Source organism: Pseudomonas sp. MF6396 (assembly GCF_002018915.1).
Classification (GTDB): Bacteria; Pseudomonadota; Gammaproteobacteria; order Pseudomonadales; family Pseudomonadaceae; genus Aquipseudomonas; species Aquipseudomonas palmensis.
Map to the genome: position 1 here is coordinate 56,416 of NZ_MVOK01000029.1, position 23,564 is coordinate 79,979.

27 protein-coding genes are annotated in these 23,564 nt (G+C 65.1%); 14 read left to right on the forward strand and 13 right to left on the reverse strand.

Going from position 1 to position 23,564, the window contains the following annotated elements; genetic code table 11:
• Positions 1-55 precede the first annotated feature (55 nt).
• The 3 genes from MF6396_RS23640 to rpmE all read right to left on the reverse strand — a co-directional run bounded on the left by MF6396_RS23640 (position 56) and on the right by rpmE (position 2,553).
• On the reverse strand, positions 56-1,324 hold the full coding sequence (locus tag MF6396_RS23640; protein ID WP_078481692.1) for a malic enzyme-like NAD(P)-binding protein: 1,269 nt from the start codon (positions 1,322-1,324) through the stop codon (positions 56-58).
• A gap of 183 nt (positions 1,325-1,507) precedes the next feature.
• Positions 1,508-2,305: a thermonuclease family protein gene (locus MF6396_RS23645; protein ID WP_235593727.1), complete on the reverse strand. Its 798-nt coding sequence runs from the start codon at positions 2,303-2,305 to the stop codon at positions 1,508-1,510.
• A 32-nt stretch (positions 2,306-2,337) separates the two neighbouring features.
• The gene (gene rpmE / locus MF6396_RS23650; protein WP_043860144.1) at positions 2,338-2,553 is read right to left on the reverse strand and encodes a 50S ribosomal protein L31; all 216 of its coding nucleotides are present in this window, start codon (positions 2,551-2,553) and stop codon (positions 2,338-2,340) included.
• Between the two features lie 166 nt (positions 2,554-2,719).
• Here rpmE and MF6396_RS23655 point away from each other — a divergent pair, with 166 nt between their 5' ends.
• The 3 genes from MF6396_RS23655 (at position 2,720) to MF6396_RS23665 (ending at position 7,547) form a co-directional block, all read left to right on the forward strand.
• Complete coding sequence (locus MF6396_RS23655; RefSeq protein WP_078481693.1) at positions 2,720-4,939, forward strand: primosomal protein N'; 2,220 nt, start codon at positions 2,720-2,722, stop codon at positions 4,937-4,939.
• Positions 4,940-5,116: 177 nt separating this feature from the next.
• Positions 5,117-6,853 carry an arginine--tRNA ligase gene (gene argS, locus MF6396_RS23660; RefSeq protein WP_043860142.1) on the forward strand — a complete coding sequence of 579 codons (1,737 nt, stop codon included), beginning with the start codon at positions 5,117-5,119 and terminating at the stop codon, positions 6,851-6,853.
• 1 nt (position 6,854) lies between these two features.
• Positions 6,855-7,547 (forward strand): SPOR domain-containing protein, encoded by a 693-nt coding sequence (locus tag MF6396_RS23665; protein WP_078481694.1) that lies wholly within the window; start codon positions 6,855-6,857, stop codon positions 7,545-7,547.
• Positions 7,548-7,587: 40 nt separating this feature from the next.
• Here the strand turns inward: MF6396_RS23665 and MF6396_RS23670 are convergent, their stop codons facing one another.
• Positions 7,588-8,010 (reverse strand): NINE protein, encoded by a 423-nt coding sequence (locus tag MF6396_RS23670; RefSeq protein WP_043860140.1) that lies wholly within the window; start codon positions 8,008-8,010, stop codon positions 7,588-7,590.
• Between the two features lie 156 nt (positions 8,011-8,166).
• On the opposite strand from MF6396_RS23670, the gene MF6396_RS23675 reads away from it, so the two are divergent.
• A complete protein-coding gene (locus tag MF6396_RS23675; protein WP_043860139.1) occupies positions 8,167-8,805 on the forward strand; it encodes a C40 family peptidase in 639 nt (212 codons plus the stop codon).
• Here the strand turns inward: MF6396_RS23675 and MF6396_RS23680 are convergent.
• A complete protein-coding gene (locus MF6396_RS23680) occupies positions 8,802-9,836 on the reverse strand; it encodes a type IV pilus twitching motility protein PilT (RefSeq protein ID WP_078481695.1) in 1,035 nt (344 codons plus the stop codon). The genes MF6396_RS23675 and MF6396_RS23680 overlap by 4 nt on opposite strands.
• A 66-nt stretch (positions 9,837-9,902) precedes the next feature.
• Here MF6396_RS23680 and MF6396_RS23685 point away from each other — a divergent pair, with 66 nt between their 5' ends.
• From MF6396_RS23685 to MF6396_RS23725, 9 genes are all read left to right on the forward strand, one after another.
• A complete protein-coding gene (locus tag MF6396_RS23685) occupies positions 9,903-10,589 on the forward strand; it encodes a YggS family pyridoxal phosphate-dependent enzyme (RefSeq protein WP_054915543.1) in 687 nt (228 codons plus the stop codon).
• 38 nt (positions 10,590-10,627) lie between these two features.
• Positions 10,628-11,446 (forward strand): pyrroline-5-carboxylate reductase, encoded by an 819-nt coding sequence (proC, locus tag MF6396_RS23690; RefSeq protein ID WP_043860136.1) that lies wholly within the window; start codon positions 10,628-10,630, stop codon positions 11,444-11,446.
• A 10-nt stretch (positions 11,447-11,456) separates the two neighbouring features.
• Entirely contained in the window at positions 11,457-12,047 is a 591-nt protein-coding gene (locus tag MF6396_RS23695; protein WP_054915542.1) for a YggT family protein, read from the forward strand.
• Between the two features lie 95 nt (positions 12,048-12,142).
• Positions 12,143-13,282, forward strand: coding sequence for a homoserine O-succinyltransferase MetX (metX, locus tag MF6396_RS23700; RefSeq protein WP_043860134.1), 1,140 nt, complete (start codon positions 12,143-12,145; stop codon positions 13,280-13,282).
• Positions 13,283-13,289: 7 nt separating this feature from the next.
• Positions 13,290-13,910 (forward strand): methionine biosynthesis protein MetW, encoded by a 621-nt coding sequence (metW, locus tag MF6396_RS23705; RefSeq protein WP_043860133.1) that lies wholly within the window; start codon positions 13,290-13,292, stop codon positions 13,908-13,910.
• A 26-nt stretch (positions 13,911-13,936) separates the two neighbouring features.
• Positions 13,937-14,371 (forward strand): DUF4426 domain-containing protein, encoded by a 435-nt coding sequence (locus MF6396_RS23710; protein ID WP_043860132.1) that lies wholly within the window; start codon positions 13,937-13,939, stop codon positions 14,369-14,371.
• On the forward strand, positions 14,368-14,964 hold the full coding sequence (gene rdgB, locus MF6396_RS23715; protein ID WP_043860131.1) for an RdgB/HAM1 family non-canonical purine NTP pyrophosphatase: 597 nt from the start codon (positions 14,368-14,370) through the stop codon (positions 14,962-14,964). The genes MF6396_RS23710 and rdgB overlap by 4 nt, the downstream gene beginning before the upstream one ends.
• The gene (hemW, locus tag MF6396_RS23720; protein ID WP_043860130.1) at positions 14,961-16,175 is read left to right on the forward strand and encodes a radical SAM family heme chaperone HemW; all 1,215 of its coding nucleotides are present in this window, start codon (positions 14,961-14,963) and stop codon (positions 16,173-16,175) included. Before rdgB ends, hemW begins: the two co-directional genes overlap by 4 nt.
• Before the next feature lie 9 nt (positions 16,176-16,184).
• On the forward strand, positions 16,185-16,508 hold the full coding sequence (locus tag MF6396_RS23725) for a DUF3392 family protein (protein ID WP_043860129.1): 324 nt from the start codon (positions 16,185-16,187) through the stop codon (positions 16,506-16,508).
• A gap of 85 nt (positions 16,509-16,593) precedes the next feature.
• Here the strand turns inward: MF6396_RS23725 and trmB are convergent, their stop codons facing one another.
• From trmB to MF6396_RS23745, 4 genes are all read right to left on the reverse strand, one after another.
• Complete coding sequence (gene trmB / locus MF6396_RS23730) at positions 16,594-17,316, reverse strand: tRNA (guanosine(46)-N7)-methyltransferase TrmB (protein WP_043860128.1); 723 nt, start codon at positions 17,314-17,316, stop codon at positions 16,594-16,596.
• A gap of 9 nt (positions 17,317-17,325) precedes the next feature.
• Positions 17,326-18,120 carry a thiazole synthase gene (locus MF6396_RS23735; protein ID WP_043860127.1) on the reverse strand — a complete coding sequence of 265 codons (795 nt, stop codon included), beginning with the start codon at positions 18,118-18,120 and terminating at the stop codon, positions 17,326-17,328.
• Between the two features lie 48 nt (positions 18,121-18,168).
• The gene (gene thiS / locus MF6396_RS23740; protein WP_043860147.1) at positions 18,169-18,369 is read right to left on the reverse strand and encodes a sulfur carrier protein ThiS; all 201 of its coding nucleotides are present in this window, start codon (positions 18,367-18,369) and stop codon (positions 18,169-18,171) included.
• A gap of 101 nt (positions 18,370-18,470) precedes the next feature.
• Entirely contained in the window at positions 18,471-18,842 is a 372-nt protein-coding gene (locus tag MF6396_RS23745) for a DUF423 domain-containing protein (protein ID WP_043860126.1), read from the reverse strand.
• Between the two features lie 69 nt (positions 18,843-18,911).
• On the opposite strand from MF6396_RS23745, the gene mtgA reads away from it, so the two are divergent.
• On the forward strand, positions 18,912-19,634 hold the full coding sequence (mtgA, locus tag MF6396_RS23750; RefSeq protein ID WP_078481696.1) for a monofunctional biosynthetic peptidoglycan transglycosylase: 723 nt from the start codon (positions 18,912-18,914) through the stop codon (positions 19,632-19,634).
• Positions 19,635-19,729: 95 nt separating this feature from the next.
• Here mtgA and rpoH read toward each other — a convergent pair whose 3' ends face one another.
• The 4 genes from rpoH to ftsY form a co-directional block, all read right to left on the reverse strand.
• Positions 19,730-20,584: an RNA polymerase sigma factor RpoH gene (rpoH, locus tag MF6396_RS23755; RefSeq protein WP_043860124.1), complete on the reverse strand. Its 855-nt coding sequence runs from the start codon at positions 20,582-20,584 to the stop codon at positions 19,730-19,732.
• A 111-nt stretch (positions 20,585-20,695) separates the two neighbouring features.
• Complete coding sequence (ftsX, locus tag MF6396_RS23760) at positions 20,696-21,727, reverse strand: permease-like cell division protein FtsX (RefSeq protein WP_043860123.1); 1,032 nt, start codon at positions 21,725-21,727, stop codon at positions 20,696-20,698.
• Positions 21,724-22,395 (reverse strand): cell division ATP-binding protein FtsE, encoded by a 672-nt coding sequence (ftsE, locus tag MF6396_RS23765; protein WP_043860122.1) that lies wholly within the window; start codon positions 22,393-22,395, stop codon positions 21,724-21,726. Before ftsE ends, ftsX begins: the two co-directional genes overlap by 4 nt.
• A partial coding sequence (ftsY, locus tag MF6396_RS23770; protein WP_078481698.1) for a signal recognition particle-docking protein FtsY occupies positions 22,392-23,564 on the reverse strand: 1,173 nt, incomplete at its 5' end. The genes ftsE and ftsY, both read right to left, overlap by 4 nt.

Consider the following 23,564-nt stretch of genomic DNA (forward strand, 5'->3'; position numbering starts at 1 on the left):
ACAAAAAGCCCCGACTCTCGCGAGCCGGGGCTTTTTGCTGCAACGCTACAACGGCTCAGCCGTTGAACACGTCATCCACGCTCTTGAGCGGGTAGTTCTTCGGATACGGCAGGGTCGCCACACCGCTTTCGATCGCAGCCTTGGCCACGGCATCGGAAACCACGGTGATCAGGCGTGCGTCCATCGGCTTCGGAATGATGTACTCACGACCGAATTCCAGCGCGTCGACGCCGTAGGCAGCGCAGACTTCCTTGGGCACCGGCAGCTTGGCCAGGTCTTTCAGGGCGTTGGCGGCAGCGATCTTCATCTCTTCGTTGATGCGCTTGGCGCGAACGTCCAGGGCACCACGGAAGATGAACGGGAAGCCCAGCACGTTGTTGACCTGGTTCGGGTAGTCGGAACGACCGGTGGCCATGATCACGTCGCTGCGGGTGGCGTGGGCCAGCTCCGGCGAGATTTCCGGGTCCGGGTTCGAGCAGGCGAACACGATCGGGTTCGGTGCCATCGACTTGAGGCCTTCAGGGCTCAGCAGGTTCGGACCGGACAGGCCGACGAACACGTCAGCGCCTTCCAGGGCATCGGCCAGGCTGCGCTTGTCGGTAGCGTGGGCGAACACCGCCTTGTACTGGTTCAGGTCGTCACGGCCAGCGTGGATCACGCCGGTACGGTCGACCATGAAGATGTTTTCGATCTTCGCGCCCATGCTCACCAGCAGCTTCATGCAGGAGATGGCCGCAGCACCGGCGCCCAGGCAGACGATCTTGACATCGGCGAGGGTCTTGCCCGCGATTTCCAGGGCGTTGATCATGCCGGCCGCGGTCACGATCGCGGTGCCGTGCTGGTCATCGTGGAACACCGGGATGTCGCACTGCTCGATCAGCGCGCGCTCGATCTCGAAGCACTCGGGTGCCTTGATGTCTTCCAGGTTGATGCCGCCGAAGGTGATCGAGATGCGCTTGACGGTGTCGATGAAGGCCTGCGGGCTTTCGGCATCGACTTCGATGTCGAACACGTCGATACCGGCGAAACGCTTGAACAGAACACCCTTGCCTTCCATCACCGGCTTGGACGCCAGTGGGCCCAGGTTGCCCAGGCCGAGGATGGCGGTGCCGTCGGAAATGACTGCTACCAGGTTGCCCTTGCCGGTGTACTGGTAGGCCAGCTCCGGGTCACGGGCGATTTCACGTACTGGCTCAGCAACACCCGGGCTGTAGGCCAGCGCCAGGTCGCGAGCAGTCGCGGTCGGTTTGGTGAGCTCTACGCTCAGTTTCCCCGGACGAGGCTGAGCATGGTATTCGAGAGCGGCAGTTTTCAAATCTGACATGATGGGCATTCCGCTTTTACTGTTCTGACGGACCGCCGAGGATACGCAAAGAGCAATGGGCCGACAAGACTGCCCGGTCACTTGTGTCAAGGCCTTTAGCCTACGACTTTAAGCCAAGAGCCGCAGCCCGCAAGGCTTTCAGTGTGTACAATCCATTTTTAAAATGTTCACAATTTATTATCTTTATTGTCTTTCCAGCATCGTCGGGTCGGTGAGTGGCAGCATCCAGCGCGCCTGACCCGGCTTGAGCCCGCCCTTGCGGGAACGATCCAGCACCCAACCGCGGGCTTCGACGCGCCGGCCTTCGAGGCCGTCGGTGAAATCAGGCGCAAAGTTGCGCGACAACCTGGCCGGCACCTGAAGCACCAGCGAATGGCCCAACTCGATCCAGATGGCGCCACCGCTGTGCTCGACCGACTGAACCTGGCCAGCGACCAGCGCAAAACCGGCCTGGCGCAGGTGCCCCGGCGCGATCACCGGCGGCTGGCCCCACAGCCCCGCGCGGGCGCTGCGGGCGGCCTGTTCAGCCTGTTGATGGCAGTCGCGCAGGGCGATGTTGGGCGCTACCGCGATGCGATAACCCAGACCCTCGCCCAGCAGTTGTTCTTCCAGATTGTGACCAGAGCGGTCGAACACATGGGCCAGGGTGCGCTTGTATTTGTCGCGCGGCTCTGTACCCGGCAGCAGCTCGACCCGCCCGCCACTGGCCTTGACCAGGGCCTGCAAACGCTGGCGCGCGGCCACCGCATAGGGCTCGCTGGGCCGCCCCTTGCGCCCGATCTCGGGAGCATTGATGCCGATCAGGCGCACATTGCGCCCATCCTTCAGACGCAAGGTATCGCCGTCGATCACCTGGCGTACCGCAACGCTCTGCACCCCGCCCTGGAGGTCGGCCGGCAGCGTACACAGCGCCTGCGCCGGCAACTGCCAGATCGCGGCCACAAAAAAGGCGCCCACCAGGGACGCCTTCTTCAACAGCATTGCCAAGCCCATGGGGCCAGCTTCGCGCCGTCTTACTTCTTGGCACCGAACATGCCGAAACGGTCGGCGAACTTCTGTACGCGGCCGCCGGTGTCCAGCACTTTCTGCTTACCGGTGTAGAACGGGTGGCACTCGTTGCAGACGTCGGTGGCCAGTGGGGCGCACAGGGTCGAACGGGTCTGGAACACATTGCCGCAGCTGCAGGTGACTGCGACTGCTTCATAATTCGGATGAATTTCTGGTTTCATGGTCACTTCCTCGACTGCGTGCCGCCACCCAACACCATTGTTGAATACCGCACGTAATTAGGCGGCGAATAATACCAGAGCATGCCATCAGCGCAAGTTGTCGCTTGTACCGACTGTCGTCTGCTAGGCTCGGCGGCTACCGAATTGCCCTTCAGAGACCCTGCGCGTGTCCGACGTCATCCTTCGCCTTGCCTTGCCCTCGCCCCTGCGGCGGTTGTTCGACTACAGGGCCCCGGCAAGCATGGCGCACACCGCATTCACCCCCGGCATGCGCCTGCGCGTGCCGTTCGGGCGCCGCGAGATGATCGGCATCCTGGTGGAGGTGTGCGAGCACAGCGAGGTGCCCGCCGACAAACTCAAGCCCGCCATCGCCCTGCTTGACCCGGTATCGCCGATACCGCCAGCCCTGTTCAAGCTGTGCGTGTGGACCGCGCAGTACTATCAGCACAGCCTGGGCGACACCCTGAGCTGGGCGCTGCCGGTGCTGCTGCGCCAGGGCGAGCCGGCCGAAGCGCACCAGGAACGCTTCTGGCAGGTGGCCCCGGGGGCGCGCCACGACGACCCGCGCATCGCCCGCGCACCGCGCCAGCGCGATGCCCTGGCCACCCTCGCGCAGCATCCGCACGGCGTGGCCCACGGCCTGCTGAGCAAGCTCAAACTGAGCAAGGACAGCCTCGACCTGCTGCTGGCCAAGGAGCTGGTGCAGGTGGAGGTACGCCGGCATGCCCCGCCGGCGCGCCACGAACACTGGCTGGCACAGCCCGAACTGCCGCTCAACGATGAACAGAAGGCGGCGTTTCATGCGGTGCAGGCAGGGTTCGGCAGCTTCCATGCCTTTCTGTTGGCCGGGGTCACCGGCAGCGGCAAGACCGAGGTCTACCTGCAACTGATCCGCGAGACCCTGGAGGCCGGCAAGCAGGCGCTGATCCTGATTCCGGAGATCAACCTCGGGCCGCAGACCCTGGCGCGCTTCGAGCAGCGCTTCAATGCGCGCATTGCCCTGCTGCATTCGGCAGTCAACGACCGCGAACGCCTCAAAGCCTGGCTGGCAGCCCGTGATGGCGAGGCCGACATCATCATCGGTACCCGCTCGGCGCTGTTCACGCCCATGAAGAACCCGGGCCTGATCATCATCGACGAGGAGCACGACGGCTCCTACAAGCAGCAGGAAGGCCTGCGCTATCACGCCCGCGACCTGGCCCTGGTGCGCGCGCACCAGGAGCACATCCCGATCCTGCTGGGCTCGGCCACGCCATCGCTGGAAAGCCTGCACAACGCCTACTCCGGCCGTTACGGCCTGCTGCGCATGAACCACCGCGCCGGCGGCGCCAAGGCGCCGCGCTTCCTGCGCCTGGACGTCAAGAGCCGGCCGCTGGACAGCGGCATCAGCGGGCCGATGCAACAGGCCATCGGCCAGACCCTGGCCGCAGGCCAGCAGGTGCTGGTGTTCCTCAACCGTCGCGGCTTTGCCCCCACGCTGCTGTGCCACGACTGCGGCTGGCTGTCGGAATGCCCGCGCTGCGATGCGCGCATGACCGTACATCAGCGCTCCGGCGAACTGCGCTGCCACCACTGCGGCTATGACGAGCGCGTACCGCGCCAGTGCCCGCAGTGCAACCATGTAGACCTGCGCCCGGTAGGTGCAGGCACCGAGCGCGCCGAAGAGCGCCTGAGCATTCTGTTTCCGGATGTCCCGGTGCTGCGCGTGGACCGCGACAGCACCTCGCGCAAGGACGCGATGAACCAGCTGTTCGCCACAGTGCAGCGCGGCGAGCCGTGCATCCTGGTCGGCACCCAGATGCTGGCCAAGGGGCACCACTTTCCGCGAGTCACCCTGGTGGCGATCCTGGATGCCGATGGCGGGCTGTTCTCCGGGGATTTTCGCGCCAGCGAGCGCATGGCCCAACTGATCGTGCAGGTGGCAGGGCGTGCCGGGCGTGCAGAGGAGCCAGGCAAGGTGATCATCCAGACGCACCTGGCCGACCATCCTCTATTGGTACAGCTTACCGAGCAGGGCTATTTCGCGTTTGCCGAACAGGCCCTGAGCGAGCGCCGCGCCGCCGGCCTGCCGCCCTTCGCGCACCTGGCGCTGCTGCGCGCCGAGGCGCACAAGCCGGGGCAGGCCGAGAGCTTTCTCGACGAGGCCTGCAGCGCCGCCGAGCAGTTGCTCGCAGAGCACGACCTGCACGGCATCGAGCTGCTGGGCCCGGTGCCGGCGCCGATGGAGCGACGGGCGGGACGTTTTCGTGCGCAATTGTTGTTGCAGGCCAATGCAAGGGCATCCTTGCATCGTCTGATGAGCGCCTGGCTGTTAGTGTTGGAGCAGATGCCGAGCGGGCGACAGGTGCGCTGGTCGCTGGATGTGGACCCGGTCGACCTGTACTGACCGCCTCGCCGGCAACGCCGGCTCCTACAGGTTTGATGAGCCCTGGCCCTCTGCAGAGCCTGCATTGTCGGCCAAAGGGCCCTAAAGGTTGGCAACCTCGCCCCGGCAACGGATAATACCCAGTTTTTCCACCTGCGCATCCAGGCGCCGCCGCGCTTGCGGTCGAAAGAGAAGCCCATGAAAGACACCATTCGCCAGCTGATCCAGCAAGCCCTCACCCAACTCGTCAACGACGGTGTGCTGCCTGACGGGCTGACGCCGGCGATCCAGGTGGAAAACGCCCGGGACAAGACCCACGGCGATTTCGCCAGCAACATCGCGATGATGCTGGCCAAGCCCGCCGGCCTCAAGCCGCGCGACCTGGCCGAGAAACTCATCGCCGCCCTGCCCGCCGACCCGCAGGTCAGCAAGGTGGAGATCGCAGGCCCGGGCTTCCTCAACTTCTTCCAGAACACCCAGGCCCTGGCCTCGCGCCTGGATGCCGCACTGGCCGACGCCAGGCTCGGCGTGCACAAGGCCGGCGCCACGCAGAAGGTCGTGATCGACATGTCGGCGCCCAACCTGGCCAAGGAAATGCACGTCGGCCACCTGCGCTCGACCATCATCGGCGACGCCGTGGCCCGTGTGCTGGAGTTTCTCGGTGACGATGTGGTACGCCAGAACCACGTGGGCGACTGGGGCACCCAGTTCGGCATGCTGATGGCATACCTGGAAGAGAACCCGATCACCAGCGAAGAGCTGTCGGACCTGGAGAATTTCTACCGCGCCGCCAAGAAGCGGTTCGACGAGTCCAGCGAGTTCGCCGACCGCGCCCGTGGCCTGGTGGTCAAGCTGCAGGCCGGCGACCCCGAGTGCCTGAAGCTGTGGACCCGCTTCAAGGACATCTCGCTGTCGCACTGCCAGAAGACCTACGAGCTGCTCAACGTCAAGCTGACCATGGCCGACGTGATGGGCGAAAGCGCCTACAACGACGACCTGGCCAATGTGGTCGAGGACCTCAAGGCCAAGGGCATGCTGGTGGAAAGCAACGGCGCCCAGTGCGTGTTCCTCGACGAGTTCAAGAACGCCGAGGGCGAGCCGCTGCCGGTGATCATCGTCAAGGCCGACGGCGGCTACCTGTACGCCACCACCGACCTGGCCGCCGTGCGCTACCGCAGCGGCGTGCTCAAGGCCGACCGCGCCCTGTACTTCGTCGACCAGCGCCAGGCCCTGCACTTCCAGCAGGTGTTCGCGGTGGCCCGCAAGGCCGGCTTCGTGACCCACCCGATGGACATGGAGCACATGGGCTTCGGCACCATGAACGGCGCCGACGGCCGCCCGTTCAAGACCCGCGACGGCGGCACCGTGAAGCTGATCGACCTGCTCAACGAAGCCAAGGAGCGTGCCTACGCCCTGGTCAAGGAGAAAAACCCGCAGTTGCCAGAAGAAGAACTGCGCGCCATCGCCAAGGTGGTGGGCATCGGCGCGGTCAAGTACGCCGACCTGTCCAAGCACCGTACCAGCGACTACAGCTTCAACTTCGAGCTGATGCTCAACTTCGAAGGCAACACCGCGCCGTACCTGCTGTACGCCTACACCCGCGTGGCCGGCGTGTTCCGCAAGCTGGGCAAGGGCTTCGACCAGGTCGAAGGCGAGATCCGCTTGCAGGCACCGCAGGAACAGGACCTGGCCGCGCGCCTGGCGCAGTTCGGCGAAATCCTGAACAACGTCGCCGAAAAAGGTACCCCGCACGTACTGTGCAGCTACCTCTACGACGTGGCCGGCCTGTTCTCCAGCTTCTACGAGAACTGCCCGATCCTCGCCGCAGAAACACCCGAACAGCAGCAGAGCCGCCTGCGCCTGGCCGCCCTGACCGGTCGCACCCTCAAGCAGGGCCTGGAACTGCTTGGCCTGGAAACCCTGGAGCGCATGTAAGTTGGCTGCCAAGAAAAAACCTGCTCCCAAGCGCGGCGCAAGCCGCTACCAGGCACCGGCCAAGCAACCGATACCGGGCTGGATGTGGCTGGCCATCGGCCTCACGGTCGGTGCGTTCATCGTGTTCCTGATGAAACTCGAGCCCAGCCGCGACGAGGTCAAGCGCACCAAGCCTGAAGCCCAGCAGAAGGCCGAGAAGATCGCCGAGGCGAACAAGACCGCGCCGAGCCCGCAGCAGCCGGTCAAGCCCAAGTACGATTTCTACACACTGCTGCCCGAGTCGGAAGTGATCGTGCCGCCCGAAGCCGTGCCGGAGAAAACCCCGCCGGTACCGGCGCAGCCACCGGTGACCCCGGCCGAGGCAGCCAAGATCGACACCGCCCGCGCCCAGGCCGCACTACTGGGGCAGACCCCGCCACCGGCACCGCCGGTGATCAAGCCGGCCGCTACCACGCAGTTCTACCTGCAGGCGGGCTCGTTCCGCAAAGAGGCCGATGCCGACAAGGTGCGTGCGCAGATCATCCTGCTCGGCCAGGCGGTGAAGGTAGAGTCCGGTACGGTGAAGGAAGAGATCTGGTACCGCGTGCTGGTCGGCCCGTTCAGCAATCGCGAACAGCTGACCGTGGCGCAGAAGCAACTGGCCGGCAGCGGCTTCAACAACCTGCTGCTGCAACAGCGCCAGATACGCCAGTAACCCCGATGTTCGGCGGCCCGCAGCAGCGGGCCGCCTGCTTTCAGGCCCGCGCCTGCACGTTCTTGAGCGATACCTGGGTGTTCAGCGTCCAGAAGTCGTACAGCACCCCCAGCAGAAACAGCCCGCCGGTAAAGGCATAGATCACGCCGCTGATCCACTTGCCCTGGTACATGCGGTGCACGCCGAATATCCCCAGGAAGGTCAGCAGGATCCAGGCCAGGCTGTAGTCCAGCGGGCCGGCGTGAAAGCGCAGGTCGGCCTCGCTGTCCATCTTCGGGATCAGGAACAGGTCGATCAGCCAGCCGATACCGAGCAGGCCCAGGGTGCAGAACCAGATGGTGCCGGTCACCGGTCTGCCGTAGTAGAAACGGTGCGACCCGGTAAAACCGAAGATCCACAGCAGGTAGCCGAGGACCTTGCTGTGGGTGTCCTGGGGCTGCGCCTGTTGCTGATAACTGTTCATTCATAGCCTCCACGGTTTAGAGAGAAATTTTCTAAGAAAAAATGTGACTTTTACGTGCTCAGCCGACGTATGGCGCCTCTGCAATCGACCAACGGACCAGAATTCGATCAAAAAGCTGTTATAAAGTTGCGCGCTTAACCAACAAGAGCCCTGCCCATGCGACCTTTTTTCAAGACATGGCTGACTGTTTGCCTTTTATTGCCACTGGCTGCCCACGCCACCAACCGTGAGCAACGTCTTCCCAACGGCTTCAACGTGCACACCACCAGCACCGCAGCCGTACGCTCGACCAAGGGCGCCCACGCCAAGGTCACCTCGTCCGCCGCCTCTTCCAAGGTCGCCAAGACCACCCGCCAGGTCGCCTCGATGCCGGCCAAGCAGAGCAGCGATGTGCTCAGCCGCGCGGTGAACGTGCTGGGCACTCCGTACCGCTGGGGCGGCAGCAGCCCGAGCAAGGGCTTCGACTGCAGCGGGCTGGTCAAGTACGCCTTCAACGACATCGACGAGGTCGACCTGCCGCGTACCTCCAACGCCATGGCCAGCGGCCACGGCGTGAAAGTCGACCGCAAGGATCTCAAGCCCGGCGACCTGCTGTTCTTCAACATCAAGAGTCGCCGCGTCAACCACGTGGCCATCTACCTGGGCAACGACCGCTTCATCCACGCGCCACGGCGCGGCAAGCGGGTCAGCATCGATACCCTGAACAAGCCCTACTGGCAGAGCCACTACGTGGTCGCCAAGCGCGTACTGCCCAAGGAGCAGCCGCAAACCCAGCTGCGCCTGGCCAAACGCTAGACCTGATCGGGCGAACGCGCGTTCGCCCTGGCCGTTTCCAGGCTGACGATTCCCCGCCTCACCAGGCCCTGCAGGCTGCTGTCCAGGGTCTGCATGCCTAACGCCGCGCCGGTCTGCATGGCCGAATACAGCTGCGCCACCTTCCCCTCGCGAATCAGGTTGCGCACCGCCGGCGTGGCCAGCAGGACCTCGTGCGCGGCCACTCGTCCGCCTTGCACCCTGGGCACCAGCACCTGGGCCACCACCGCCTGCAAGGCGTCGGCGAGCATGGTGCGTACCAGGGCCTTCTCCTGCGCGGCAAACACGTCCACCAGCCGGTCGATGGCCTTGGCCGCCGAGGCGGTGTGCAGGGTCGCCAGCACCAGGTGGCCGGTTTCGGCGGCGGTCAGGGCCAGACGGATCGTCTCCAGGTCGCGCAGCTCGCCAAGCATGATCACGTCCGGGTCCTGGCGCAGCGCAGCCCGCAGCGCCTGGGCGAACCCCTGGCTGTGACGCCCCATCTCACGCTGGCTGAGCTGGCTGCGCAGCGGGCTGTGGATAAATTCGAGCGGGTCTTCCAGGGTCAGGATATGCACGGCGCGCTCGCGGTTGAGGTGATCGACCAGCGCCGCCAGGGTGGACGACTTGCCTGAGCCGGTGGGGCCGGTCACCAGCACCAGCCCGGCCGGCGACTCGGCAATGCAACGAAACACCTCCGGCAGCTGCAGGCTCGCCAGCGTCGGCACCTGGTCGGGTATCAGGCGCAGTACCGCCGCCGGCCCGCGCACCTGCACGAAGGCGTTGACCCGAAAGCGCCCCAGCCCGGGCACGGCCACGGCAAAGTCCAGGTCCTGCAGCCTGGCGAAGTCCTCCTGCTGCTGTGGGCTCATGAGCTGCGCCAGCAGGGCATGCAGGTTGTCGCTGCTCAACGCCGCCGGCCCCAGCGGCTGCATCTGCCCGTCACGGCGGATCATCGGCGCACTGCCGGCCGCCAGGTGCAGATCGGAGGCGCCCTCCCTGAGCGCCAGGGCCATCAGCCCGGTCATGTCCATAACACTCCCCAAACATCGCCAAGCAGGTAGAATGCCGCAGACCCGAACAGCCGCTGGCGTTGATCCATGTCCACCATAGCAGACAACCTTTCCACGCTTGCCGACCGCATCCGCAGCGCTGCACAGGCCGCCGGGCGTGACCCCGGGCAGGTCCGCCTGCTGGCCGTGAGCAAGACCAAGCCGGCTGCCGCGATACGCGAAGTGTATGCGGCCGGCGTGCGCGACGTGGGCGAAAACTACTTGCAGGAAGCCCTGGCCAAGCAGCTCGAATTGACCGACCTGCCCTTGACCTGGCACTTCATCGGCCCCATTCAATCGAACAAGACGCGAGCAATCGCCGAGCACTTCGACTGGGTACATTCGGTGGACCGACTGAAAATCGCACAACGCCTCAGCGAACAACGCCCTGCCGGGCTGCCCGCACTGAATGTGTGCGTGCAGGTCAACGTCAGCGGCGAGGCCAGCAAATCGGGCTGCAACCCCGACGAGCTGCCGGCGCTGGCCCAGGCCATCGCGGCGCTGCCGCACCTGAAGCTGCGCGGCCTGATGGCGATTCCCGAACCCACCGACGACCCGGCCGCCCAGGCGGCGGCATTCGCCCGTGTACGCCAATTGCAGGACAGCCTGAACCTGGGCCTGGACACCCTGTCGATGGGCATGAGCCACGACCTGGAAGCAGCGATTGCCCAGGGCGCAACCTGGGTGCGCATCGGCACCGCCCTGTTCGGTGCCCGCGACTACGGCCAGGCCTGACCCATGCATCGTTCACCTTCTTCAACCAAGGACCTGACATGAGCAAGACTCGAATTGCCTTCATCGGCGCCGGCAACATGGCCGCCAGCCTGATCGGCGGCTTGCGCGCCCAGGGTGTGGACGCCGCGCAGATCCGCGCCAGCGACCCGGGTGCCGAGACGCGCGCCAGGGTGCACGCCGAACACGGCATCCAGCTGTTCGAAGACAACGCCCAGGCCGTCGATGGCGCCGACGTGGTGCTGATCGCGGTCAAGCCGCAAGCCATGAAGGCGGTGTGCCAGGCGCTCAAGCCAAGCCTCAAGCCCAACCAGCTGGTGGTGTCGATTGCCGCCGGCATCACCTGCGCCAGCCTGCGCAACTGGCTGGGCGAGCAACCGCTGGTACGCTGCATGCCCAACACCCCGGCGCTGCTGCGCCAGGGCGTCAGCGGCCTGTACGCCACCGAGCAGGTATCGGCCGAACAACGCGCCGAAGCCGAGCAACTGCTCTCGGCAGTGGGCGTGGCCCTGTGGGTCGACAGCGAACAGCAACTGGATGCAGTGACCGCGGTATCCGGTAGCGGCCCGGCGTACTTCTTCCTGCTGATCGAGGCGATGACCGCAGCCGGCGAAAAACTCGGCCTGCCCCGCGACGTCGCCTCTCGGCTGACCCTGCAAACCGCCCTGGGCGCGGCGCACATGGCCGTGGCCAGCGATGTCGAGGCCAGCGAACTGCGCCGGCGCGTCACCTCCCCCAATGGCACCACCGAGGCGGCGATCAAGTCGTTCCAGGCCAACGGGTTCGAGGCGCTGGTAGAAAAAGCACTGGGCGCCGCGGCGCACCGCTCGGCCGAAATGGCCGAACAACTGGGCAACTAAGGAGCTCTGCATGAATGCACTTTCGGGCGCCGCGATCTTCGTGGTGCAAACACTGGTCAGCCTGTACCTGGTCATCGTGCTGCTGCGCTTCGTGCTGCAGCTGGTAAAGGCCAACTTCTACAACCCGCTCAGCCAGTTCGCGGTGCGCGCCACCCAGCCGCTGCTCAAGCCGATCCGGCGCGTCATCCCCAGCGTGTTCGGGCTGGACACCTCATCGCTGATCCTGTCGATCGTGATCCAGGCGCTGTTGATGGCGTTCGTGCTGATGGTCACCTACGGCACCTTCGGCGACATCCCGCACCTGCTGATGTGGGCCGTCATCGGCGTCACCTCGCTGTTCCTGAAGATCTTCTGGGTCGCGATGATCGTGATGGTGATCGTGTCGTGGATCGCCCCCGGCAGCCACAACCCCGCCGCCGAGCTGGCCTACCAGATCAGCGAGCCGGTGCTGGCACCGTTTCGCAAGCTGGTGCCCAACCTCGGAGGCCTGGATATTTCGCCGATCTTCGCCTTCCTGGCGATCCAGGTGATCCAGTCGTTCGTGATGCCGCCGCTGGCCGCCTACGCCGGAATGCCGCAGGAACTGTTCCGCATGATCTGACCCGCACCGCCCCCGGCCGCAAGCCGCGCCATGTTGCTTGCCGCTGGGGGTGGCGGTCTTTAGACTTACGCCTCATTCAAGCGTGAGCAGGGTCGATGTCCACTGTCTTTCCCGAAGATTCGGTCGGTCTGGTAGTACCGCAACTGGCGCGATTCGATGAGCCCCTGGCCCTGGCCTGCGGTCGCTCGCTGGCCAGCTACGAGCTGGTCTTTGAAACCTACGGTACCCTCAACAGCGCGGCCAGCAATGCCGTGCTGATCTGCCATGCCCTGTCCGGGCATCACCATGCCGCCGGCTACCACAGCCCCGACGACCGCAAGCCGGGCTGGTGGGACAGCTGCATCGGGCCGGGCAAGCCGATCGATACCAACCGCTTCTTCGTGGTCAGCCTGAACAATCTCGGCGGCTGCAACGGCAGCACCGGCCCCAGCAGCGTCAACCCGGCCACCGGCCAGCCCTACGGCGCCGACTTCCCGGTACTCACCGTGGAAGACTGGGTGCACAGCCAGGCGCGCCTGGCCGATCGCCTGGGCATCGGCCAGTGGGCCGCCGTGGTGGGCGGCAGCCTGGGCGGCATGCAGGCGCTGCAATGGACCATCACCTACCCCGACCGCGTGCGCCACTGCCTGGACATCGCCTCGGCACCCAAGCTGTCGGCGCAGAACATCGCCTTCAACGAAGTGGCGCGCCAGGCCATCCTCACCGACCCCGAGTTCCACGGCGGCTCGTTCCAGGCCGAAGGCGTGATCCCCAAGCGCGGGCTGATGCTGGCGCGCATGGTCGGGCACATCACCTACCTGTCGGATGACTCGATGGGCGAGAAATTCGGCCGCGAGCTCAAGAGCGACAAGCTCAACTACGACTTTCACAGCGTCGAGTTCCAGGTCGAAAGCTACCTGCGCTACCAGGGCGAGGAGTTCTCCGGGCGTTTCGATGCCAACACCTACCTGCTGATGACCAAGGCGCTGGACTACTTCGACCCCGCCGCCAGCCACGGCGGCGACCTGGCCGCGACCCTGGCCCACGTCACCGCCGACTACTGCGTGATGTCGTTCACCACCGACTGGCGTTTCTCGCCGGCGCGCTCGCGGGAGATCGTCGATGCGCTGATCGCCGCGCGCAAGAACGTGTGCTACCTGGATATCGACTCGCCGTATGGCCACGATGCCTTCCTGATCCCGACCCCGCGCTACATCACGGGATTCACGAACTACATGAACCGCATCGTCTGCTGAGGACCCCATGAGAGCCGACCTGGAAATCATCCAAGACTGGATCCCCGCCGGCAGCCGGGTACTCGACCTCGGTTGCGGTACTGGCGAGCTGCTCGCCTCGCTGCGTGACACCAAGCAGGTGGCTGGCTACGGCCTGGAAATCGACCCCGACAACATCGCCCAGTGCGTGGCCAAGGGCGTCAACGTCATCGAGCAGGACCTGGACAAGGGCCTGGGCAACTTCGCCAGCAACAGCTTCGACGTGGTGGTCATGACCCAGGCCCTGCAGGCCGTGGAGTACCCCGACCGGATCCTCGACGAAATGCTGCGCGTGGGCCGCCAGTGCATCATCACCTTCCCCAACTTCGGCCACTGGCGCTGCCGCTGGTACCTGGCGACCAAGGGTCGCATGCCAGTGTCGGACTTCATGCCGTATACCTGGTACAACACGCCGAACATCCACTTCTGCACCTTCGAGGATTTCGAGGCGCTGTGCAGCGAACGTCGCGCCCAGGTGCTCGACCGCCTGGCGGTCGACCATATGCACCGGCATGGGTGGGCGAGCAAGCTATGGCCTAATCTTCTAGGGGAGATCGGCATTTACCGTGTCAGCAGCCCGGGCCTGCAGGAACACAAGGTCGCGGTTTGAACAACCCACACTGGAGGAGACAGATCATGGGTCGCTTGTTGAGCTTTTTACTGGTTGCCTGCCTGAGCACGACGGCGCTTGCTGCCGATGCGATCAAGGGCGAGCGCAAGGAAGTCTTCGGTGACACCACGGTGCACTACAGCACCTTCATCTCCACCTTCCTGCAGCCGGACATCGCCAAGGCGGCGCAACTGGTGCGCAGCAAGAACCAGGGCGTGATCAATGTGTCGGTGATCAAGGCCGGCAAGCCGCAGGTGACCCAGGTCAGCGGTAGCGTCAAGGACCTGAGCAGCCGCACGGTGCCGCTCAGCTTCAAGCAGATCACCGAACAGGGCGCGATCTACTACATCGCCCAGTTCCCGGTGGAGCAGCAGGAAACCCGCACCTTCACGATCAATGTTGCAATTGGTGGCAAGACCGAGACCATCAGTTTCAACCAAGAGCTCTTCCCAGGCGAATGATGAACATCCAGCAACTCGTATTGGCCAGCCACAACGCCGGCAAACTCAAGGAACTGCAGGCCATGCTCGGTGACACCGTGCAACTGCGTTCGATTGGCGAATTCAGCAGCGTCGAGCCGGAGGAAACCGGCCTGTCGTTCGTCGAGAACGCCATCCTCAAGGCGCGCAATGCCGCACGTATCTCCGGGCTGCCGGCCCTGGCCGACGACTCGGGCCTGGCGGTGGACTTTCTCGGTGGTGCGCCGGGCATCTACTCGGCGCGCTACGCCGATGGCCAGGGCGACGCGGCAAACAACGCCAAGTTGCTCGAGGTACTCAAGGACGTGCCGGACGCCGAGCGCGGCGCGCAGTTCGTATGCGTGCTGGCGCTGGTACGCCATGCCGACGACCCGCTGCCGATCCTGTGCGAGGGCCTGTGGCATGGGCGCATCCTGCACCAGGCCAGCGGTGCCCACGGCTTTGGCTACGACCCGCTGTTCTGGGTACCGGAGCGCGACTGCTCCAGCGCCGAGCTGAGCCCCGCCGACAAGAACCAGATCAGCCACCGCGCCCGCGCCATGAGCCTGCTGCGTCAGCGCCTGGGCCTGCAATGACCGACCGCACGCCGGCACAGCCACTGCATCTGGGCGAGGCTGGCTTCAGCTCCAACGCACCACGGGCGGCACTCGCGCAGCTGCCGCCGCTGTCGCTGTACATCCATATCCCGTGGTGCGTGCGCAAATGCCCGTACTGCGACTTCAACTCCCATGCCGCCACCCCGCAGCTGCCGGAAGAGGCCTACGTCGACGCCCTGCTCGCCGACCTCGACCAGGAGCTGGGCGCGGTGTACGGGCGACCGATCAGCTCGATCTTCTTTGGCGGCGGTACCCCGAGCCTGTTCAGTGCCCGTGCGCTGGGCCGCCTGCTGGCGGGCGTGGAGCAACGCATCCCGTTCGCCGCCGACATCGAGATCACCCTGGAGGCCAACCCCGGGACCTTCGAGCAGGAGAAGTTCAAGGCCTACCGGCAACTGGGCATCAATCGCCTGTCGATCGGCGTGCAGAGCTTCCAGCAGGCCAAGCTCCAGGCGCTGGGGCGCATCCACAACGGTGACGAGGCGGTTCGTGCGGCCGGCATGGCGCGTGCGGCGGGGTTCGACAACTTCAACCTGGACCTGATGCACGGCCTGCCCGACCAGTCGCTGGACGATGCGCTGGGCGACCTGCGCCAGGCCATCGCGCTCAACCCTACCCACCTGTCGTGGTACCAGTTGACCCTGGAGCCGAACACGGTGTTCTGGAACCAGCCGCCGCTGCTGCCCGAGGACGACATCCTGTGGGATATCCAGGAGGCCGGGCAGGCGCTGATGGCCGAGCACGGCTACCGCCAGTACGAAGTGTCGGCCTACGCCCAGCCAGGGCGCCCGGCGCGGCACAACCTCAACTACTGGAGCTTTGGCGACTTCATCGGCATCGGCGCCGGTGCCCACGGCAAGCTCAGCCACCCGGACGGGCGCATCGTGCGCACCTGGAAGACCCGGCTGCCCAAGGACTACCTGAACCCGGCCAAGGCGTTCAAGGCGGGCGACAAGCTGCTGGCGGTGGACGAACTGCCGTTCGAGTTCCTGATGAACGCCCTGCGCCTGACCGAGGGCGTGGAGGCCGCGCTGTTCGCGCAGCGTACCGGCCTGCCGCTGGAACAACTGGCGGCTGCGCGCCGTGAAGCCGAACAAAAGGGCCTTTTGCAGGTCGAACCGACGCGGCTGGTGGCGACACCGCGGGGCCAGCTGTTTCTCAACGACCTGCTGCAGTATTTCTTGACCTAAGGATAGCGAATGGACCTGGTACTCGACCTGCTCTCGACCGTCTCCCGCTGGAGCCGCAGTAACCTGTCGGAGATCTCTCTGGCGCTTGTAGGCTGTTTGCTGGTGTTGTTCGGCACCGACATCAAGGGCTGGGTCGAACAGCGCCTGGGCGGGCTGGCAGGTGCGTTGCGCGTGCCGTTCATGGCCCTGCTGGTGCTGATCGGCAGTGGTGCGGCGTTGATCTATGCCACGCCGTGGGTGGTACGCGGGCTGAGCCAGTTCAACAACTATGCACTGGCGCCGGTGCTGCTGGTGGTGCTGGTGTTGCTTGGCGTGGTCGCAGACCGCCGCTAGAAGCATCGCCAGCAAGGCTGGCTCCTACAGGATCTCGCTGAATCTGTAGGAGCCGGCCTTGCCGGCGAATGGCCGTGATGCGGTCTTAAGCCAGCTTCTCGAACTTCAGATCCCACACCCCATGCCCCAGGCGCTCGCCACGGCGTTCGAACTTGGTGATCGGACGCTCGGCAGGGCGAGGTACGCACTTGCCGTCTTCGGCCAGGTTCCTGTACCCCGGCGCGACATTCATCACTTCCAGCATGTACTCGGCGTACGGTTCCCAGTCGGTCGCCATGTGGAACACGCCGCCCACCTTCAGCTTGCTGCGCACCAGCTCGGCAAATTCCGGCTGCACGATGCGACGCTTGTGGTGACGGCTCTTGTGCCACGGGTCCGGGAAGAACAGCATCAGGCGGTCCAGGCTGTTGTCGGCCACGCACTTGTTCAGCACTTCGATGGCATCGCAGTCATACACCCGCAGGTTCTGCAGGCCCTGGGTCAGCACGCCATTGAGCAGCGCGCCCACGCCCGGGCGGTGCACTTCGACACCGATGAAGTCCTGCTCGGGCGCGGCGGCAGCCATCTCCAGCAGGGAATGGCCCATGCCGAAGCCGATCTCCAGGGTGCGCGGCGCCGAACGGCCGAACACCTGGTCGTAATCCACCGGGCTGTCGGCCAGTGGCAGCACGAACAGCGGCGCGCCCTGGTCCAGGCCGCGCTGCTGGCCTTCGGTCATGCGCCCGGCACGCATCACGAAACTCTTGATGCGGCGGTGTTGGCGTTCTTCGCCTTCGGCGGTGATCGGCGATTCTTGCGATTCAGTCATCAGGGGCTCTTACTTGATCAGACCATCCAGCGGCGACGAGGCGCTGGCATAGAGTTTTTTCGGCATGCGGCCGGCCAGGTAGGCCAGGCGGCCTGCCACGATGGCGTGCTTCATGGCTTCGGCCATCATCACCGGTTGTTCGGCATGGGCGATGGCGGAATTCATCAGCACTGCCTCGCAGCCCATTTCCATGGCAATGGTGGCGTCCGACGCGGTACCCACACCGGCATCGACCAGCACCGGCACTTTCGATTCCTCGAGAATGATGCGCAGGTTGTACGGGTTGCAGATGCCCAGGCCCGTACCGATCAGGCCTGCCAGCGGCATGACCGCGATGCAGCCGATTTCGGCCAGCTGACGCGCGATGATCGGGTCGTCGCTGGTGTAGACCATCACGTCGAAACCGTCCTTGACCAGCACTTCGGCGGCCTTGATAGTTTCGATCACGTTGGGGAACAGCGTCTTCTGGTCGGCCAGCACTTCGAGCTTGACCAGGTTGTGCCCGTCGAGCAGTTCGCGGGCCAGGCGGCAGGTGCGCACGGCCTCGACCGCGTCGTAGCAGCCGGCGGTGTTCGGCAGGATGGTGTAGCGGTCCGGTGGCAGCACGTCGAGCAGGTTCGGCTCGCCCGGGTTCTGGCCCAGGTTGGTGCGGCGCACGGCGACGGTGACGATCTCGGCACCCGAGGCCTCGATGGCCAGGCGGGTTTCTTCCATGTCGCGGTACTTGCCGGTACCGACCAGCAGGCGAGACTGGAAGGTACGACCGGCCAGCGTGAAGGGCTTGTCGCTACGAACATTGCTCATCGGTAATCCTCTTGAAGGTTGAGGGACTTGCAGGTGAAGCGCGTGGGCCTAGCCGCCGCCGATGGCGTGAACCACCTCGACCTGGTCGCCTTCGCGCAGGGCGGTGGCGTCGTGCTGGCTGCGCGGCACGATGTCCAGGTTCAGCTCCACCGCCACCCGGCGACCTGCGAGGTCGAGCCGGGTCAGCAGGGCCGCGACGCTTTCGCCGTCGGGCAATTCGAAAGGTTCACCGTTCAGTTGAATGCGCATGCGCACGGCCGCCATTGTTTTTAGGGGCCCGCATTCTAGCCCCTATCCGGGGCTGAACCCAAGGCCAAGCGGCGCCATTCGTCTCGATCCGGACCCGCGGGTCAACCCAGGCGCCAGGCCGCCAGGCCCAGGCACAGCCAGCCGCCGAGGAAGGCCAGGCCGCCAAAAGGGGTGATGATGCCGAGCTTGCCGATGCCACTCAGGGTCAACAGGTACAGGCTACCGGAAAACAGCACGATGCCCAGGCAGAACAGACCACCGGCCCAGGCCGTGAGTCGCCCGGGCAGGTGCGCCCAGAGCACTGCCACGCCCAGCAGGGCCAGGGCGTGCACCAGCTGGTAGGTGACGCCGGTATGGAAGATCGCCAGGTACTCCTGGCTCAGGCGGCCCTTGAGGCCATGGGCGGCGAAGGCACCGAGGGCCACGCCGGTAAAGCCGAAAAAGGCGGCGAGCAACAGAAAGCTGCGAAGCATGCGCAAGACTCCTTGGGGGCACAGGGTCTGTATAATGGCCCGCTCATTCGGTTCGGCCAAGCCATCTCTATGCTTTCATCCCTGATCCGCCGCCTCACCCGCGCCCTGCTCTGGTTCGCCGTTGCCAGCGTGTTGCTGGTGCTGCTGTTTCGCTGGGTACCGCCGCCGGGCACCATGCTGATGGTCGAGCGCAAGGTGGAATCGTGGGTCGACGGCCAGCCCATCGACCTGCAACGCGACTGGCGCCCATGGGGCGAGATCTCCGATGAACTGAAGGTGGCGGTGATTGCCGGCGAGGACCAGAAGTTCGCCGGGCACTGGGGTTTCGACTTCAATGCCATCCAGGCCGCACTGGCACACAACGAGCGTGGTGGCACGCTTCGCGGCGCCAGCACGCTGAGTCAGCAGGTGGCCAAGAACCAGTTCCTGTGGGCAGGCCGCAGCTGGCTGCGCAAAGGGCTGGAGGCATGGTTTACCGCACTGATCGAGCTGCTGTGGTCCAAGGAGCGCATCCTGGAGGTGTACCTCAACAGCGCCGAGTGGGATGACGGCGTATTCGGCGCCCAGGCAGCGGCCCGCCATCACTTCGGTACCGATGCGAGCAAGCTGACGCGCCAGCAGGCCGGCCTGTTGGCGGCGGTACTGCCCAGCCCGCGCAACTGGAGCGCAAGCCGGCCCAGCAGCTATGTGGCGCGACGGGCGGCGTGGATTCGTCAGCAGATGAGCCAGCTGGGCGGCAGCGGCTACCTGGTGCAACTGGATGAGCCGCGCAAGGCGCCCTGGGCCAACTGAAACAAAGAGGGCCCCTTCGCCGGCAAGGCCGGCTCCTACAGGGATTGTTGTAGGAGCCGGCCTTGCCGGTGAAGGGGCCCTCAGGGTCCCGCAGATCAGGCAGCGATCAGGGCTTTGACCTTGTTCATCGCATTCTTCTCCAGCTGCCGGATACGCTCGGCCGACACGCTGTACTTGGCCGCCAGGTCATGCAGCGTGGCCTTCTCTTCGGCCAGCCAGCGCTGGTACAGGATGTCGCGGCTACGGTCGTCCAGGCCTTGCAGCGCCTCGTGCAGGTTGTTCGAGGAGCTGTCGCTCCAGTCCGCATCCTCCAGCTGACGTGCCGGGTCGTAACGGTGGTCTTCGAGGTAGTTGGCCGGCGACTGGAACGCGCTGTCGTCGTCCGCCTCGCTGGCCGGGTCGAAGGCCATGTCCTGACCGGTCAGGCGGCTTTCCATCTCGCGCACTTCACGCGGCTCCACCCCCAGGCTTTCGGCCACACGATGCACTTCATCGTTGTTCAGCCAGGCCAGACGCTTCTTCTGGCTGCGCAGGTTGAAGAACAGCTTGCGCTGCGCCTTGGTGGTCGCGACCTTGACGATGCGCCAGTTGCGCAGGATGAATTCGTGAATTTCGGCCTTGATCCAGTGCACGGCAAAGGACACCAGGCGCACACCCATCTCGGGGTTGAAACGCTTGACCGCTTTCATCAGGCCAACGTTGCCTTCCTGAATCAGGTCGGCCTGGGCCAGCCCGTAGCCCGAATAGCTACGCGCGATATGTACGACAAAACGCAGGTGGGCGAGCACCATCTGCCGAGCCGCCCCCAGATCCTGCTCATAGTAGAGACTCTCGGCCAGTTCACGCTCCTGCTCGGGCGTCAGCAATGGAATGCTGTTGACCGTGTGCACATAGGCCTCCAGGTTCGCACCCGGGACCAAGGCATAGGCAGGTTGCAACGAAGTGGTCATACGAAAAAACCTCCGACTCACTGAATTGTGCCATCAGGCACTGCCACCATTGACCGGGAACCGCGAAACAAGTTCCCGAAATACACGATAGTCAATGACGGCTGGAAGACACTATCGCGGTGCAAGCTCACGCAGATGCCGAGCGACCGCAATCCAAGCACCGATATACCCTAACAGCACCGCCCCAAGCAAGAGCGACAGACCATCGGCAGGCGGCACCCCGGCCAGCGAGAAATCGCTGCCGTAAAGACCCGACAGGCCGACGACCGCGTCATCCAGCCAGTTGAGGCCGAACGCCAGCACACCCCAGGACAGTACGCCTGCCCCCAGGCCATACAGCGCGCCCATGTACAGGAACGGCCGGCGCACGTAGGCATCGGTACCGCCCACCAGCTTGATGACCTCGATTTCGGTACGGCGGTTCTCGATATGCAGGCGAATGGTGTTGCCGATGACCAGCAGCAGCGCCGACACCAGCAGCACGGTCAGGCCGAAGACAAAGCGATCACCCAGCTTGAGGATCGCCGCCAGCCGCTCCACCCACACCAGGTCGAGCTGGGCCAGTTCCACCTTGGGCAGTTCGGCCAGGCGTTGGCGCAGGGCCTCCAGCGCTGGCTTGTCGACTTCGGCCGGGGTCACCACGACCACGCCAGGCAAGGGGTTCTCCGGCAGCTCGCGCAAGGCCTCGCCCAGCCCGGACTGCTGCTGGAACTCGTCGAGGGCCTGTTCACGGCTGACATACTCGGCATCGGCCACCCCCGGCATGCCCTTGATCTGGGTACGCAGGGCTTCGCCTTCGCTCACGCTGGCGTCAAGTTTGAGGTACAGCGAAATCTGCGCTGCACGCTGCCACGAGCCGCCCAGGCGCTCGACATTGCTCAGCAGCAGCGACAGCCCCATCGGCAGGCTCAGGGCCACGGCCATCACCAGGCAGGTGAAGAAGCTTCCGATCGGCTGCTTGCCCAGGCGACGCAGGCTGTCGAGCAGGCTGGAGCGATGGCTTTCCAGCCAGGCGTGCAGCAGCGTGCTGAAATCCGGGCCGTCATCGTCATCATCACGGCGCTTTTTCTGTTTCTGAGGGCTTGGCTCGGCTGCCGCAGGGGCCACCCGCTCGGACACCTTGGGACTACGTGTTGCACTCATTGCCCGGCCTCCCCATCGCCGATCAAGCGGCCGCGCTGCAGGGTCAGCATGCGATGGCGCATGCGCGCGATCAGCGCCAGGTCGTGGCTGGCGATCAGCACGCTGGTGCCCAGGCGGTTGATATCTTCGAAAACACCCATGATCTCGGCCGCCAGGCGCGGGTCGAGGTTGCCGGTGGGTTCATCCGCCAGCAACAGGGCCGGACGGTGCACGATGGCTCGCGCAATGCCCACCCGTTGCTGCTGGCCGGTGGACAGGTCGCCGGGGAACAGCTGGGCCTTGTCCGACAGGGCCACACGCTCCAGCGCCGCGTCCACACGCTTGGCCACCTCGACCTTGGACAGGCCCAGGATCTGCAGCGGCAGGGCGACGTTGTTGAACACGGTACGGTCGAACAGCAACTGGTGGTTCTGGAACACCACGCCGATCTGGCGACGCAGGAACGGGATCTGCGCGTTGCTGATCTGACCAAGGTCCTGGCCGGCCAGCAGCAACTTGCCGCTGGTCGGGCGCTCCATGGCCAGCAGCAGGCGCAGCAAGGTGCTCTTGCCCGCGCCGGAATGGCCGGTGACGAACAGGAACTCGCCCCGACGCACCCGAAAACTCAATTCATGCAGGCCAACGTGACCGTTAGGGTAACGCTTGGCGACCTGTTCGAATCGGATCATGAAGGCTCCCGCTCGGCAAACAAGGCTTGTACGAAGGGCTCGGCTTCGAAGGTGCGCAGGTCATCGATGCCTTCGCCCACACCAATGTAGCGGATCGGCAGGCCGAACTGCTTGGCCAGGGCGAAGATCACCCCGCCCTTGGCGGTGCCGTCGAGCTTGGTCAGCGCCAGGCCGGTGAGCTCCACGCTCTGGTTGAAGTGCTTGGCCTGGTTGATGGCGTTCTGCCCGGTGCCGGCGTCCAGCACCAGCAGCACCTCGTGCGGCGCGTCGGCGTCCAGCTTGCCGATCACGCGGCGAACCTTCTTCAGCTCTTCCATCAGGTTGTCTTTGGTGTGCAGGCGACCGGCGGTGTCGGCGATCAGCACGTCGATGTTGCGCGCCTTGGCCGCCTGCACCGCGTCGAAGATCACCGAAGCGGAGTCGGCGCCGGTGTGCTGGGCGATCACCGGGATTTGGTTGCGCTCGCCCCATACCTGCAGCTGCTCCACCGCGGCAGCACGGAAGGTGTCGCCGGCGGCCAGCATGACCTTCTTGCCTTCGAGCTGGAGCTTTTTCGCCAGCTTGCCGATGGTGGTGGTCTTGCCGGCGCCGTTGACGCCGACCACCAGGATCACGAACGGCTTGTTCGCGGCATGCACCTTCAGCGGCTGTTCGACCGGCTTGAGCAGGTCGGTCAGCTCGCCCTGCAGCGACTTGTACAGGGCATCGGCATCGGCCAGCTGCTTGCGTGCGACCTTCTGGGTGAGGCTCTGCACGATCACCGAGGTAGCCTCGACGCCGACGTCGGCGGTCAGCAGGCGGGTCTCGATCTCTTCGAGCAGGTCGTCGTCGATGACCTTCTTGCCCAGGAACAGGCTGGCCATGCCCTCGCCAATGCTGGCGCTGGTCTTGGACAGGCCCTGCTTGAGGCGGGCGAAGAAGCCGGCCTTGGTGGTGGTTTCAGGCGCCGACGGGGCGGCCTCGGGAACAGGCAGGGCGACCTCGGTGGCCGCAACAGGTGCGGGCGGCACCACTGCAGGCGGCTCGACCACCGGCTCGGGTGCGCTGTACTGCGGTACAGGCTCGATCACCGGCTCGGGCGCGGCGTACTGCGGCGCAGGCACTTCCATAGGCTCGGGCGCAGCGTACTGCGGGGCAGGCTCGGGGGCTGGGCGCTCGGGAATCGGCGG

Excerpts from the sequence above, each read along its gene's own strand:
- MF6396_RS23710 (WP_043860132.1), top strand. The coding sequence starts at position 13,937 with ATGGGTCGCTTGTTGAGCTTTTTACTGGTTGCCTGCCTGAGCACGACG.
- MF6396_RS23695 (WP_054915542.1), top strand. The coding sequence starts at position 11,457 with ATGAATGCACTTTCGGGCGCCGCGATCTTCGTGGTGCAAACACTGGTC.
- MF6396_RS23685 (WP_054915543.1), top strand. The coding sequence starts at position 9,903 with ATGTCCACCATAGCAGACAACCTTTCCACGCTTGCCGACCGCATCCGC.
- rpoH (WP_043860124.1), bottom strand. The coding sequence starts at position 20,584 with ATGACCACTTCGTTGCAACCTGCCTATGCCTTGGTCCCGGGTGCGAAC.
- MF6396_RS23745 (WP_043860126.1), bottom strand. The coding sequence starts at position 18,842 with ATGCTTCGCAGCTTTCTGTTGCTCGCCGCCTTTTTCGGCTTTACCGGC.
- hemW (WP_043860130.1), top strand. The coding sequence starts at position 14,961 with ATGACCGACCGCACGCCGGCACAGCCACTGCATCTGGGCGAGGCTGGC.
- MF6396_RS23670 (WP_043860140.1), bottom strand. The coding sequence starts at position 8,010 with ATGAACAGTTATCAGCAACAGGCGCAGCCCCAGGACACCCACAGCAAG.
- trmB (WP_043860128.1), bottom strand. The coding sequence starts at position 17,316 with ATGACTGAATCGCAAGAATCGCCGATCACCGCCGAAGGCGAAGAACGC.
- rpmE (WP_043860144.1), bottom strand. The coding sequence starts at position 2,553 with ATGAAACCAGAAATTCATCCGAATTATGAAGCAGTCGCAGTCACCTGC.
- MF6396_RS23735 (WP_043860127.1), bottom strand. The coding sequence starts at position 18,120 with ATGAGCAATGTTCGTAGCGACAAGCCCTTCACGCTGGCCGGTCGTACC.
- MF6396_RS23675 (WP_043860139.1), top strand. The coding sequence starts at position 8,167 with ATGCGACCTTTTTTCAAGACATGGCTGACTGTTTGCCTTTTATTGCCA.
- ftsX (WP_043860123.1), bottom strand. The coding sequence starts at position 21,727 with ATGAGTGCAACACGTAGTCCCAAGGTGTCCGAGCGGGTGGCCCCTGCG.
- ftsE (WP_043860122.1), bottom strand. The coding sequence starts at position 22,395 with ATGATCCGATTCGAACAGGTCGCCAAGCGTTACCCTAACGGTCACGTT.
- metW (WP_043860133.1), top strand. The coding sequence starts at position 13,290 with ATGAGAGCCGACCTGGAAATCATCCAAGACTGGATCCCCGCCGGCAGC.
- MF6396_RS23645 (WP_235593727.1), bottom strand. The coding sequence starts at position 2,305 with ATGCTGTTGAAGAAGGCGTCCCTGGTGGGCGCCTTTTTTGTGGCCGCG.
- MF6396_RS23725 (WP_043860129.1), top strand. The coding sequence starts at position 16,185 with ATGGACCTGGTACTCGACCTGCTCTCGACCGTCTCCCGCTGGAGCCGC.
- rdgB (WP_043860131.1), top strand. The coding sequence starts at position 14,368 with ATGATGAACATCCAGCAACTCGTATTGGCCAGCCACAACGCCGGCAAA.
- mtgA (WP_078481696.1), top strand. The coding sequence starts at position 18,912 with ATGCTTTCATCCCTGATCCGCCGCCTCACCCGCGCCCTGCTCTGGTTC.
- thiS (WP_043860147.1), bottom strand. The coding sequence starts at position 18,369 with ATGCGCATTCAACTGAACGGTGAACCTTTCGAATTGCCCGACGGCGAA.
- metX (WP_043860134.1), top strand. The coding sequence starts at position 12,143 with ATGTCCACTGTCTTTCCCGAAGATTCGGTCGGTCTGGTAGTACCGCAA.
- proC (WP_043860136.1), top strand. The coding sequence starts at position 10,628 with ATGAGCAAGACTCGAATTGCCTTCATCGGCGCCGGCAACATGGCCGCC.
- MF6396_RS23640 (WP_078481692.1), bottom strand. The coding sequence starts at position 1,324 with ATGTCAGATTTGAAAACTGCCGCTCTCGAATACCATGCTCAGCCTCGT.
- MF6396_RS23680 (WP_078481695.1), bottom strand. The coding sequence starts at position 9,836 with ATGGACATGACCGGGCTGATGGCCCTGGCGCTCAGGGAGGGCGCCTCC.
- argS (WP_043860142.1), top strand. The coding sequence starts at position 5,117 with ATGAAAGACACCATTCGCCAGCTGATCCAGCAAGCCCTCACCCAACTC.